This window comes from Mesorhizobium sp. M2A.F.Ca.ET.067.02.1.1, from assembly GCF_004023285.1.
Taxonomy (GTDB): Bacteria; Pseudomonadota; Alphaproteobacteria; order Rhizobiales; family Rhizobiaceae; genus Mesorhizobium.
The window spans coordinates 1-11,824 of sequence record NZ_RZSB01000100.1 but is presented as its reverse complement, the minus strand read 5'-3'; the positions used below and the strand labels follow the sequence as shown (position 1 = coordinate 11,824).

Genomic DNA, 11,824 nt, shown 5'->3' with positions numbered 1-11,824 from the left:
AGGTTGGAATTGGTTGAAGCGATTGTCGAGCGATATCGATCGAGCTGCCGGGCCGACAAACGACGGATTTGGACGAGCTCGTCGCAGTTACCGGCCACAATCGCAACATGCGATCCGGGTGCTGCGACCTCGCGCCGTCGGTCCCACGCCCACCGGACAATATCTGCTTTATCGCCCCGAAGTTGGGAGGCGCGGGTGGCATTGTGGAGGCGTCCGATCGCCTTTGCTCGATTGCCATTTTGCTGCCGGCTCTTGAGCGGCATGGCCGGCTCGATCTGGATGGCGAATTTGGCGACAAGCTGCTGACGATCAGTGCTGCGACGATCGATCGCCTGCTTCCGGAAGTTCGTGCGGTATCGCCGGGGACAGCGCCCTCGCGCCGGACTGAGTTCTGGGGTGCGTCGGTCGCTTCCGGTGCGCAGCTTCGGCGACTGGAACGATCCGCCGCCCGGATATGTCGAGGGCGGCTTCGTTGCTCCCGGCAGCTGTGTGCAAATGATGGTCTTGACCGATATCGCCACAGGCTGGACCGAGTGCGTGCCGGTCCGGACGCGAGAAAGTGGTCTTGTCATCGCTGCCGTCGTGCGGGCCAGGTCGTTGTTCCCCTTTCCGCTTCAAGGCGTGGACTTTGACAATGATTTGCCTTCATGAATGAACTCGTGGTCTCCTGGTGCAGAAGTCGAGGATTGGAAGTGACGCGTTCCCGTGCTATCGGAAGAATGATCAGGCATGGGTCGAGCAGAAGAACGGTGCCATCGTTCGTCCTGGTCGGCTATGGTAGGTTCGTGGGCGCGGAAGCCACGGTGACGATTGTTCGTCACTATGACGCAGTGCGGCTGCACGGCAATCTCATCCAGCCCTCATTCAAGCTGCGAGAGAAGACCCGTATCGGCGCGCGTGTGATCATCTATCATCCGCCAGCGCCGCGGTCGAGCGTGTATTGGCCCATCCCGAGGTGGCGGAGGTCGTGACGTTGCCTCCAGTTTCTATCCAGTTTTGAGTTCGTTTCCGGCATTTGATTGCCTTGATGGGCGGTGGAGCGACGGGGGCTGGCGCGGAGCTTTTCGCATTGCGCAGCGCGAGCGACCGTCGCGGATTGAAGGTCTGTGCGAACTCGTTCGGCGTCGCCATCCGATCTGCGAATGAGGCCGCACGCTGTTATACAACTCGGCGACGGAACACCCACGGAACCGGCCGGAGCGCGAGCTTCTCTATCCATGGCATCCTTGGGCGGGTCGCCAGGTCCATATTCATGAAGTGATCGACAAGAACGAAGCAGAGGTTTTCCGCTGTAGTCTTTCTGGCCGGGTATCGGATCGCTGGCTGGAGGTTCCCGGGTGGATGTTCGATCGGAGCCTCAGCGCGAGCTGGCGCATCACGACTGCTCCGCACGTCTACCTTGCCGCGCTGGGCACCCTGGCGAAACTGCTCCACGACACGGGGACCCCATCGCAATCGCCGGAGATGGGCGCAGCATTGGGATGTCACGCAAATCGGGGAGATGTCCATGCCGCGCCAGCCCACGACATACCAGTTCGATCTGTTCTCGAAGCCGAACGACGCCGACGCAGTGCAGACGCCGCAATGGCAGGCGCTGCCGGCCGAGGCGCGCCGATCAGTGACGAAGCTGATGGTCAGCCTGATGCTCGGACATGTCGACGGCGAGGGTGCCGCAAAACGGGAGGGCGCGGATCATGATGCATGAGAAGATTGGGCCGCATCATCTGGAGCGCAAAGCGATCCTGTATGTGCGGCAGTCGTCAGCCCATCAGGTCCTGCACAATCGTGAGAGCAGTATGCTTCAATATGCGATGCGCGACCACCTGACGGTCCTTGGCTGGTCTCGCGTAGAGACGATCGATGACGATCTCGGCCGTTCCGCCGCCGGCGGCGTGGTACGCGCCGGCTTCGATCGGATGATCGCCGAGGTCTGTCTCGGCAAGGTCGGGGCGGTTGCGGCACGGGAGGTGTCGCGGTTTGCCCGCAACAGCCGCGACTGGCAGCAGCTTATCGAGATGTGTCGTGTCGTCGATACCGTGCTGATCGACCAGGAGACAGTCTATGCGCCGCGTCAGGGCAATGATCGGCTGCTGCTGGGATTGAAGGGCAGTCTCAACGAGTATGAACTCGATCTTCTGCGCCAGCGTTCGCTGTCGGCTCGCGACGAGAAGGCCCGCCGCGGCGAACTCGTCGTCGCAGCCCCTGTCGGCTTCGTGAAGGTCGGCGATCGACTTGAGAAGGAACCTGATCGGCGTGTGCAGGAGGCCATCACCCTTGTGTTTGATAAGGTGGCGGAACTCGGTAGTGCCCGCCAGGCCCTGCTCTGGTTCCTTGAACATGGGCTGGATTTGCCTGCCAAGCGCAACAATGGCGATGTGGTCTGGCGCAGACCAAGCTACGCGACCATCCACCGAATGATCGAGAACCCGATCTACGGCGGCGCCTATGCCTATGGTAAGACTCGTGCTGCGTCGGGGTATGATGCAACAGCCATTCGCTCGCGCAGCCGCCATAAGGCGCGAGATGAATGGCTGGCGCTGATCCCCGGTGCACACGAAGGCTACGTCGGCTGGGAAAGGGCGGAAGCGATCCGCAAGATGGTGAGCGACAACGTGCCCACGAGCCGGCATCACGGGGCGCCAAGCATGGACGCTCTGCTCGCCGGGCTTGTCCGCTGCCGGCGCTGCGGCCGCAAGCTCACGGTGCGGTACACGGGCACCAAGCACAACATTGCGCGCTATTCTTGCTGGCGGGGTCTGCTCGACAATGGCGAGCCGCGATGCATCGCCTTTGGCGGACTGCGCGTCGATGATGCGATTGAGGAGGCGCTCCTGCGAGTCGTGGAGCCGGTAGCGATTGCTGCCGCTGCCGAAGCTGAGGCGCAAGCTGCCAATCGTCGTGACCAGGTCCGGGACGCCGTCAGTCGGGATCTTGAGGCTGCCCGCTACGCTGCCGACCGGGCCTTCCGGCAATATGACGCGGGCGATCCCGAGAACCGGCTGGTCGCGGCGGAACTGGAAGCGGGTTGGAACCAGGCACTCATCCGTGTTGGTGAGATCGAGAACAAGATCACCGCGCATGATGCCGCGACGCCGAGGCCATCACCTGTGTTGGCAACGGGCATCACGGCGCTGGCCACAGACCTTCGGGCTGTCTGGTCGGCGCCAACAACAATAAAGCACTTTGTTGGTCTGGATGTTTCCCTCGACCCTACATCGGTATGCGTTCTTGACGAAGCCGGCGCCGTGGTGTGGCGTGGCAAGATTGCCTCAACACCGGAAGCTTTGACTGAAGCGATTCGCAAGGCGCGCGCGCCTGGCGCGCCGGAGAGGCAGCAAGAAAGCCCGAGTGGCGGTCGCCCGCAAATTGGCTGTGATCATGCACCGAATCGGGATCGACGGCAGCGAATTCCGCCGGCAGCCCTCGTGCTGCAGAGGCTGATGAACGTCGATCAAACAGGGTTCACGACCAAAAGCCTGCGGACGGTGCAAATAGCCGTGAAAGCCTGGCGTGAGGAGACAGCCGTTGAAATCATCACGCGAGATACCCATTCGACCTTCTTGTTCTAGAACTCGGCTGATGAAGTTTAGAGGGCAGATAACGTCTTGAGCAGCCGCCACCGAGGCGAGTCAGCAGCTCTGCTGCGTTAAGACCAGCGGCGGCCGCAAAGTCGTCTGGCGTAAAATCTTTACCTAACAGTTCTACAAATCCACCCGGCGCGCAAAGCGCCTCCGGAACGTCTGTTACATCTATCGTCGTGTATTCCATGGATATTGTTCCTATTACAGGGACCGAATATCCAGCAAGTCTAACGGATATCTTGTTTGCGCAGGCCCATGGAAGGCCATGCTTGAAGCCGATCCCGACGATTGCTATGCGGCTAGGTCGAACTGTCCGGAACGTCGCGCCGTAGCCAACAGCCTCCCGGCTGGCCAAATAGCGCACATCGAGTATTTTGGCTCGGAGGCTTGCAACGGCCATCAGCGGATTGGGTTGAATGCCAGCGTCGTTAAGTCCGTACAATGCTGCGCCCACTCGTACCATGTCGAAATGATAGCATTTACCTAACCAAACACCGGCCGAGGCAGCGAGGCTTCCTATTGTGGGCCCAAGCATATCGTAGATCGCCTCAAAGCGATTCCTTTGAAACGCATTAGTCGGGTCCGTAGAGCATTCGCTGCACGCGAGGTGGCTGAGTACGACCGAGGGCGGACACTGGTCGAAGATGCCTGCAGCATGCGCGCGACGCACGTCGGGAAAAGCTAGCCCGAGACGGGAGAATCCGGTTTCCACGTTCAGAAAGTATGTTTGTGTCCGCGTTGCACGAATAACCTCCAATTCAGCGCAATTGTTTACAACGGGTATGAGGCCTTCGGATCGATAGTACTGGTGAAATTTCGCAAATTCATCACAAAAAACCGCAATAGCCCTATCTACCTGGTTTGACCTCAGAAGCAAAGCTTCGTCTAAATTAGCGACGAAGAGCAGCTCGCAGCCGGCATCGATTAGCGCCCCTGCAACCTCTACAGCGCCAAGCCCGTAAGCGTCGCTTTTGACGACTGCGGCCACCTTTACGTACGGCCCAACGAGACCCCCGATGGTACGGAAATTTGCTTGGATCGCCTCAAGATTGATCTCAAATATAACATTTGCAGGCCGTACTAGTGGAAACATCTTCTGCTCTCCAGCTAACTCGTAGACTGCGATGCGGCCTTAGCGGTCACGCCACAAAATCAGAACCGCGCACAGATACATCAGAGCAAAATTGCGGTAATTGCGCACTAAGTCAATACGGCTAACGTAAAATCGCCTTTAAGAAAACTTCTTAAAAAGTTAACATTTACGTTGTTCTTTTATTTTCGGTAAATGTTAAATGACTGTGGATTGTTACTTGCGATTATTATGGCCATGTATTGTAGATGACTAGATGCATTCTTGCTGAAATGTTCTCGTGATTGGGAGTTATTGCTGATCGAGATGTTCTCGCTGTTCAAAACGACCCATTTGCAGAGATGTGTAGGAGGCGTTTTGGGGCCGGTCTTGCGAGACAACACGGACTTGCGAGATAGCACGGTCCTGAGACTTGCTGAATCCCGTGAAGAGAACAACACGTCGGATAGGCCGAGCCACGGTGCGCGTTGCGGAAGTTACGCGTAAACACTAGGTCTCGCGCTGGCATGTCTATGACTGGCGCAAGCAGCTTCGGAGCAACGGCCGGCGCTAGAGCCAGTGAACAGAGCGTCGACGAGTACGCGAGGTGCGCGGGCCGATTCGTCACGTTTTCTCGCCGAGCGTTTGTTGTCCCGCTGTCGCCAACCCCGGCTGAGATCGTCCAACCGCAGAATTTGGATTACCAGCGATCGCTATCCTTTCATCGCGGCCTGTCCGATTCATTGGTCAAGCCGCTGCTTTGCTGCACGCCTCATCTGGGCGCGCTCTGCAAACTTGGGCAATACGCGCGTCATGATTTGTGCCCAATCGAAGCCTCTCTGTCTCCGAAACAAGTGCCCTGGTACGAGATGTCAAGCGACACGAGGAATTGACCCCTTTACCGACACGAGGAACTGACCCCTTCATTGGTTTGCGGTTTCGTTGCTTTCGGATGCCGGTCGGGTTTTCTGCAGAAGGCCGGACCGGCGCTTTTCGCGGAGACGGTAGCTGTCGCCGCGGATGGTAATCACCGTGGAGTGGTGTAGCAGGCGGTCCAGGATCGCCGTGGCCACAACGGGATCGCCAAAAACGCTCCCCCATTCGCCCACGGAGCGATTGGAGGTGATCAGGATCGATCCCTTCTCGTAACGCCGCGACACAAGCTGGAAGAACAGGTGGGCGGCGTTGGCCTCGAAGGGCAAATAGCCCAGTTCGTCGATGATCAATAATTTCGGCCGTGACAAGGTCGTCAACTGCTTGTCGAGCGAGCCGTCGGCATGAGCCTTGGCCAACATCGCCACCAGTGTGGCCGCCGTGATGAACTGCACGTTGTAATTCTGGCAGATCGCCTCGCGGCCGAGGGCCACGGCCAGATGCGTCTTGCCCGTGCCGGGTGGGCCGAGGAACAAAAGCGTGTCGCCGTGCGCGATCCAGCGACAGGTCGCCAGTTCCCTGATCTGCTCCTGATCCAGTGAAGGCTGCGCCTCGTAGTCGAAGCCGTCCAGTTCGCGCACGAAAGGGAACTGGGCGATCTTGCTCGACATGGAGATGCGCCGCTCGTCGCGCCGGCGATCTCGCGTGACACAAGGAAGCTCAGGGCTTCCCGTAACGTCATCTTTGAGCGAGCAGCTTCGTCCAGCAACGTGTCGAGCTGATCGCGGATCGCCGTCAGCTTCAGTCGATCGAGCGTTGCGATGGGCATGTCATGATCCACGGTCGTCATCACCAGGCCCCTCCGACAACCGCCTCGTATTCCGCGAGCGGCCGCAGCAAGGCCGGCGCGATCTCAATGGGATCTGCGCGGACCGGCCCGTCAAAGCCGGCAACGCCAACAAAATGCGCCCGATCCACGATCCGTTGTCCTCTCCCCCGGCAAAGGGCGTGGTCTGCGACGACCTGGCCCGCATGACGGATGATCACGCGGCCGGCCAGAACGACGACCTGGACGCTCTCGCCAATCAGGCGCCAGGGGACCGAGTAGCTGTTCGTGTCGAGATCGATTGCGCAGTCGGCCTGGACCTTGCGGACCAGATCCCGCAACTGTCCGAACGGGGCACGGCCGGCCAGCGGGCGTAGCGCACGAGCTTCAGCGGCAAAGCGTTCCACCGGCGCGACACCGGTCGTGCCGTGTTCACGTTGATCGGCAACCTCGCGCGTCCACCGGTCCAGATGCGCCTCGAACGCTGCCCAGCTCTCGAACCGGCGTCCGGCGATCGCGTTCTTCTTGACGTAGCCGAGCCCGCGTTCGTCCTTTCCTTTCGTGCGTGCTCGATAGGGAGCACAGGCCCGCGGCGTGAAGCTCCAATACCGGGCGAAGGCATGTAGCCGCGCGTTGAATCTCACCTCGCGCGTCACCGCGTCATGGTGTTCGACCAGCGCCTTCGCATTGTCGATCAGGACTTCCCCTGGAACGCCCCCGAACCGCAGGAAAGCGCCTTCCATTCCTTCGAACCAGTCTGCCTGGCGCTGACGCTGCGAGGCCCGGATACATCCGACGCGAATAGCCAAGCGTTCCGACAAACACATGGATCCGCACCCGCTCGCCGCCGATCCATACCCGCGTGTCGCCGAAGTCGATCTGCATCTGATGACCCGGCGCTGTCTCGAAGCGCACCGTCGCTCGCTTCTGCGCCTTCAGTTCCCGACGCCAATGCTGCACCCGGCGTTCTACCGACCGCAGGCTTATAATGATCCCATGTTCACCCGCCAGTTCCTGGCGAATGACGTCCGCGTTGCCCTCATGCCGGAAGAAGCGTTCCCGCAACCAGTTATCGAGCCCGTCGAGCGCCGACACGCGCGGCCGGCCTCGATACGTAATGACACCACCCTCGCGAAGGTAGCGACGTACCGTATTGCGCGCGCAGCCGAATTCCTTGGCGATCCGCTTCGCGCCCCAGCCACATTGATGCAGGCGCACCATCGACATCACTTCCTCCGCCTGCAGCATCGTCTCTCCCTGCATCGTTCTCGACAATGCAGGTGTCACCGAAATCTCGATCGCCATCTATGGGTCCTCTCAAAAGAGAGGGGTCAGTTCTTTGTGCGTTAGGGGGTCAATTGTGCATGTCGCCCGACACGAGACAGCGGTGGTCTTGGTGTCGGAACTACCGGATGCCCTCGTCGGGTCTCGTCAACGAGGTTCAGAGCGTGCATCAACAGCAGCAATCCCAGGAATCGGTCAAACAAAGCGGCAGTCCGCTTCAGGTTCACCGCCGCTGCAGTGAGCTCGGTTTGGATATTTATATTGGCGAGACCCTGTCGGATCGCTCGGGCGGTTATCGGACCAACGCCGGGGATTGTTGCCCCGCCCCACGTCTTCATCCTCTCGGCACGCGTGCAATCTCGGCATCGAGCTGCTTGATCCTTTCCTCCAGCTCAGCGTATAGACCAGATGGTGAGGGCCAGGCGGGCTTCGGGCAGGTCGCACTCAGGTTTCCATCAGCTTGGCGGTGGTGAGAAGGGGCTGGGCAATGACCAGTCAATATTCTGCGAGATGGCCGCGCAAGGCGTTGATCGTCTGGGTGCGCTGCCGCACCAGCAGAGCCCGGACCCGCACTCGCCTGCTTATCCTCACTGTTCACGGCGACAAAGCGCATGGTCGGCCGCTGCGCGGCCTCGCAGATAGCCTCGGCATCGGCGGCCTACGAAAGGCTTCAAATAGGATGGCGGCATCAGACGAACGGAGTGCCCGAGCTTGTCGATCTCGCGCGCCCAGTGATGCGCCCAGCACAGGCCTCCATGGCGACCAAGCAGGCCGGCTGCCCAGCGAGAAACGCAAGCACCTTGTCGCGTCGCAGTTGCTTACGGATAACTATGGCGCCCGCCGCATCCGCTCCATGCGCCTGAATCACATTCTTCACTAGGTCCAACCCGGTGTTAACTTCATTGTGGACGCTCCCTCTCTTAAGGGCTGTCAAACACCACCATTCTGGCACATCGATGCCGTCGAGGGGCGTCAAGCCCATCACTATCTGCCGCGGACGGTCAGCACGCGTTGGCCATGTCGACGTCATCTGCAAGCCTGGATCATTCTTGATTCTAGAAACGGCGTTGCGCCGGCCGCCGAATTCGCCGCAGGCTGCTGAGCAAACACCTGCTAGACCCCGAAGCGGACACGCCGTTCGAACCTGGTCATCGGCAACCGATATTGCATGCCTGCCTTCTTATTAAACGAAGGCGTTCAGAGTTCTTGGCGGTCAGAACGCTATGCAGGGAAACGGAAGGGAGGAGAGTTCACGGATCCCGACCATCTACCGGACGGGGTTGTACGACTCGGGACGCGTTACGAGAATTGGGCCGCATACTCTTCATCGAGCGACGTGGCCTTCTTTCGCAGTAAGCGCACAGTCTCCCGTGACCCGCCGAGGCCAGCCATCTGAAGACGCGACGGCACGGGTCGAGACATTATATTGGCGAATCGAAGACAGGTTGGTGCATACTGCAGAGCGAAGAAACGTAAACTCGGCGCCAAGTCGCTGAATACTCACACTAGGCTGAACAATGAGCAACCCGCCACATCTTACGTTTGACCCCGACAAGCCCGGCACGAGCAAAGGGCATCTTGTTGTTCCAAAAGGCGCCGACTGCGAAGCTCTTTCGCTTCCGGTTTTCAGCCTGAACAAAGGTGATGGACCTCGTCTCCTTATCACTGGTGGATGTCACGGCAATGAATTGGAGGGGCCACTTGTTGCGCAACGGCTTATTGCATGGCTGCCCGAAGCGCAAATCTGTGGGAGGATTATCATCGTTCCCGTTCTCAATCCGCCGGCCGTGCAGGCTTTCAGTCGCAATACGCCGATCGATGGATTGAACCTCAACCGAGTGTTTCCGGGCCGTGCCGAGGGGTCGCTAACCGAACGAATCGCGGATGCCGTTTCCCGCCTGTTGTTGCCGATGGCCGACACCGTATTTGATCTGCACAGCTTCGGACCAATCTGGGACTTTCCACCATCGACGACGACGCATCCCATTGCAGATCCCGCTCTCATGATCAAGACAATCAGAATGGCAGAGGCGTTCAAATTACCTATGACGTTGGTCTGGGATCATCCAGATACGCCCGGAATGTTTGATATCTCGGCCCACAACCAAGGTAAGGTATTCGTCTGTGTTGAACTGGGCGGCGGCATTATCGGCGATGAAGCTCTCGCGATCTACGACGCTGGAGTACGCAACGCACTCATCTCGCTGGGAGTCGTCGAGGGAAAAGCCGAGTATCCGACCTTCCGTCGACGGAGGTCCGGCCAGACACTTCATACGCGGCGCCCAGCCGATGAACTGAAATCGCCTCTGCCGGGTATCTTCGAACCTCGTTGCTCGATGTTGGGCGAAGTGAAGCAGGGAGATCTCATTGGCATCCTGCATCCGATGGACTCTTCGTCGGCAAATTCCAGTGATATCCGGTCGCCTGGCCCTTCCATCGTCTGCGGTGTTCGATCCGGGGGCTATGTCGAAGTCGGCGAATGGTTAGCGCTCTTGGCGCGACCGCTGAATCGTTGAAATCAAGTTCGCCGAAATCGTGCCTTCTGGTAACCGCTGTTCTCAGGCCACGGCTTTGAGCGGCATGGGTCTGTAGGCCCAAGGCAGCAGATCTGGCTTAGTGGATGGCCGGCGACGATCCGGGCGATCACGTCAGCGAGGTAGGTGTGAGGCTCGACGCCGTTTAGCTTGCATGTTTATGCCGACCGGCGAACTATGCCGAGTGAGCAAGTTTTTACCAACACTTTCCTCAACATAGCGGTAGCTGGATCGGCATAGCTTAGGCTCTCTCCGTCGCAATTGACGCGAAGGAGAGGACACATGAACGCAAGTGACTATCTGCAACGCAGCACGCTCTATCGGAAGCTGATCCACGGGCCATATGGCGAGTTTGCACGCGTTTATGCGGGCAGATTGTCGGACGAAGGCTTCGGTCGGCAATGCACCTGGCGATCGCTAAGCCGATTTCGTGAGCTGAGAGACTGGCATGTCGGTAACGGGCACGATCTCCGGGATTTGAGCGAAGTTCATGTCGAGCGGTTTCTGGAGCACCGTTCCAAACACTGGAGCATCGATTCGGGCGACCGATCGGCGCTTCGGCGCTTGCTTGCCGCGTTACGGCAAGACGGTTTGATACCAACCGCCCTTCCGATTGAGCGCACGGAGTACGAGCAGATTGTTGATGTGTTCGCGGCTTACCTCACGAATGAGAAAGGGCTCGCCGACTCGACGGTGGAAGGCCACAAGCTGCTCTCACGCCGATTTCTGCAGGAGGTCTGTCCGGCTGGCGCAGATGGGTTTGCGGCGCTCACCCCGGAGATCGTCATCGGTTATGTCGAGCGACATGCTCTCGATGGCTCCGCCGACAGCGGCAAGGCGATGTGCGGGGTGGTGCGCGCCTTCCTGCGCTATTTGCATCTGAAGGGCTTCATTTCGGTGGCCTTGGCCGATTGTGTGCCGTCGATCCGTCGCTGGCGGCTTGCTGGCCTACCAACCTTCCTGTCACCACAGAAGGTTCAGGTGGTTCTCGATCGCCTGCGATCGGACCACGGCAATGGGGCTTCGCGACTATGCGGTTTTGATGGCGCTGGCCAAGCTGGGCTTGCGCGCCAGCGAGGTTGCCGCGCTCAGTCTTGATGATATCGATTGGCAGTCGGGCAGTGTCCTCGTCCATGGCAAGGGACGGCGGCAAGCGATGATGCCGCTACGCCACGACGTCGGTGCGGCTATCGTCGCCTACATCCGGCATGGGCGACCGGCTTCACCGTGTCGCCGGTTATTTCTACGAATGCTTGCTCCGCACGTCGGCTTTGCCTCAGGCTGTGCCATCATGATGATCGCGAAGGAGGCCCTCGAGCGGGCGGGTATTCACGGCTATGCGCACCACGGCGCGCACCTCTTCCGCCACAGCCTTGCGACCGACCTGCTGCGGTCGGGGGCCAGCTTTGCCGAGATCGGCCAGTTGCTTCGTCACCGGAGCATCGACAGCACAGGAATCTATGCCAAGCTCGACATCGAGAAGCTGCGCGAACTGAGCCTGCCCTGGCCGGGAGGTATCCAATGAGCCGGCTTCGAACAGCGCTCGAGCGCTATGTGGGCATGCGCCAGGGATTGGGATACAAGTATCATGGCCCCGCTCGACGGTTGTCGGATTTCGTCACCTTCATGGAGGCTCGCGGCGCCGAGACCATCACCA

General features: G+C 59.5%; 6 protein-coding genes and 6 pseudogenes. 5 read left to right on the top strand and 7 right to left on the bottom strand.

The features are described 5' to 3' along the window. Positions 1–521, bottom strand: a 521-nt coding sequence (locus EOA28_RS38760) for a hypothetical protein (RefSeq protein ID WP_210214934.1), incomplete at its 3' end; no start/stop codon positions are given. Between the two features lie 517 nt (positions 522–1,038). Next, positions 1,039–1,163 (bottom strand): annotated as a pseudogene (locus EOA28_RS40145) (IS3 family transposase); the annotation flags it as partial. 344 nt (positions 1,164–1,507) lie between these two features. On the opposite strand from EOA28_RS40145, the gene EOA28_RS10620 reads away from it, so the two are divergent. Continuing rightward, entirely contained in the window at positions 1,508–1,705 is a 198-nt protein-coding gene (locus tag EOA28_RS10620) for a hypothetical protein (protein WP_128314882.1), read from the top strand. Beyond that, positions 1,695–3,173: pseudogene (locus tag EOA28_RS10615) on the top strand (recombinase family protein); the annotation flags it as partial. The gene EOA28_RS10620 and the pseudogene EOA28_RS10615, both read left to right, overlap by 11 nt. A gap of 361 nt (positions 3,174–3,534) precedes the next feature. Here EOA28_RS10615 and alr read toward each other — a convergent pair. The 4 genes and pseudogenes from alr to EOA28_RS40140 all read right to left on the bottom strand — a co-directional run. Further along, positions 3,535–4,674, bottom strand: coding sequence for an alanine racemase (gene alr / locus EOA28_RS10605; RefSeq protein ID WP_128314881.1), 1,140 nt, complete (start codon positions 4,672–4,674; stop codon positions 3,535–3,537). A gap of 899 nt (positions 4,675–5,573) precedes the next feature. Then, positions 5,574–6,373, bottom strand: a pseudogene (istB, locus tag EOA28_RS10600) (IS21-like element helper ATPase IstB). Next, positions 6,373–7,654 (bottom strand): annotated as a pseudogene (istA, locus tag EOA28_RS10595) (IS21 family transposase). Before istA ends, istB begins: the two co-directional pseudogenes overlap by 1 nt. Before the next feature lie 477 nt (positions 7,655–8,131). Beyond that, positions 8,132–8,519, bottom strand: a pseudogene (locus EOA28_RS40140) (IS110 family transposase); the annotation flags it as partial. Between the two features lie 631 nt (positions 8,520–9,150). On the opposite strand from EOA28_RS40140, the gene EOA28_RS10580 reads away from it, so the two are divergent. Beyond that, complete coding sequence (locus EOA28_RS10580; RefSeq protein ID WP_128314879.1) at positions 9,151–10,149, top strand: succinylglutamate desuccinylase/aspartoacylase family protein; 999 nt, start codon at positions 9,151–9,153, stop codon at positions 10,147–10,149. 42 nt (positions 10,150–10,191) lie between these two features. Here EOA28_RS10580 and EOA28_RS10575 read toward each other — a convergent pair. Beyond that, positions 10,192–10,325, bottom strand: a pseudogene (locus EOA28_RS10575) (transposase domain-containing protein); the annotation flags it as partial. Positions 10,326–10,449: 124 nt separating this feature from the next. On the opposite strand from EOA28_RS10575, the gene EOA28_RS10570 reads away from it, so the two are divergent. Next, positions 10,450–11,265, top strand: coding sequence for a hypothetical protein (locus tag EOA28_RS10570; protein ID WP_245501511.1), 816 nt, complete (start codon positions 10,450–10,452; stop codon positions 11,263–11,265). After that, a complete protein-coding gene (locus EOA28_RS40135; protein ID WP_245501510.1) occupies positions 11,210–11,692 on the top strand; it encodes a tyrosine-type recombinase/integrase in 483 nt (160 codons plus the stop codon). Before EOA28_RS10570 ends, EOA28_RS40135 begins: the two co-directional genes overlap by 56 nt. Positions 11,693–11,824 lie beyond the last annotated feature (132 nt).

Bases quoted from the DNA above. Each gene is read 5' to 3' on its own strand.
- EOA28_RS40135 (WP_245501510.1), top strand. From the start codon at position 11,210: ATGGCGCTGGCCAAGCTGGGCTTGCGCGCCAGCGAGGTTGCCGCGCTC.
- EOA28_RS10570 (WP_245501511.1), top strand. From the start codon at position 10,450: ATGAACGCAAGTGACTATCTGCAACGCAGCACGCTCTATCGGAAGCTG.
- EOA28_RS10620 (WP_128314882.1), top strand. From the start codon at position 1,508: ATGCCGCGCCAGCCCACGACATACCAGTTCGATCTGTTCTCGAAGCCG.
- alr (WP_128314881.1), bottom strand. From the start codon at position 4,674: ATGTTTCCACTAGTACGGCCTGCAAATGTTATATTTGAGATCAATCTT.
- EOA28_RS10580 (WP_128314879.1), top strand. From the start codon at position 9,151: ATGAGCAACCCGCCACATCTTACGTTTGACCCCGACAAGCCCGGCACG.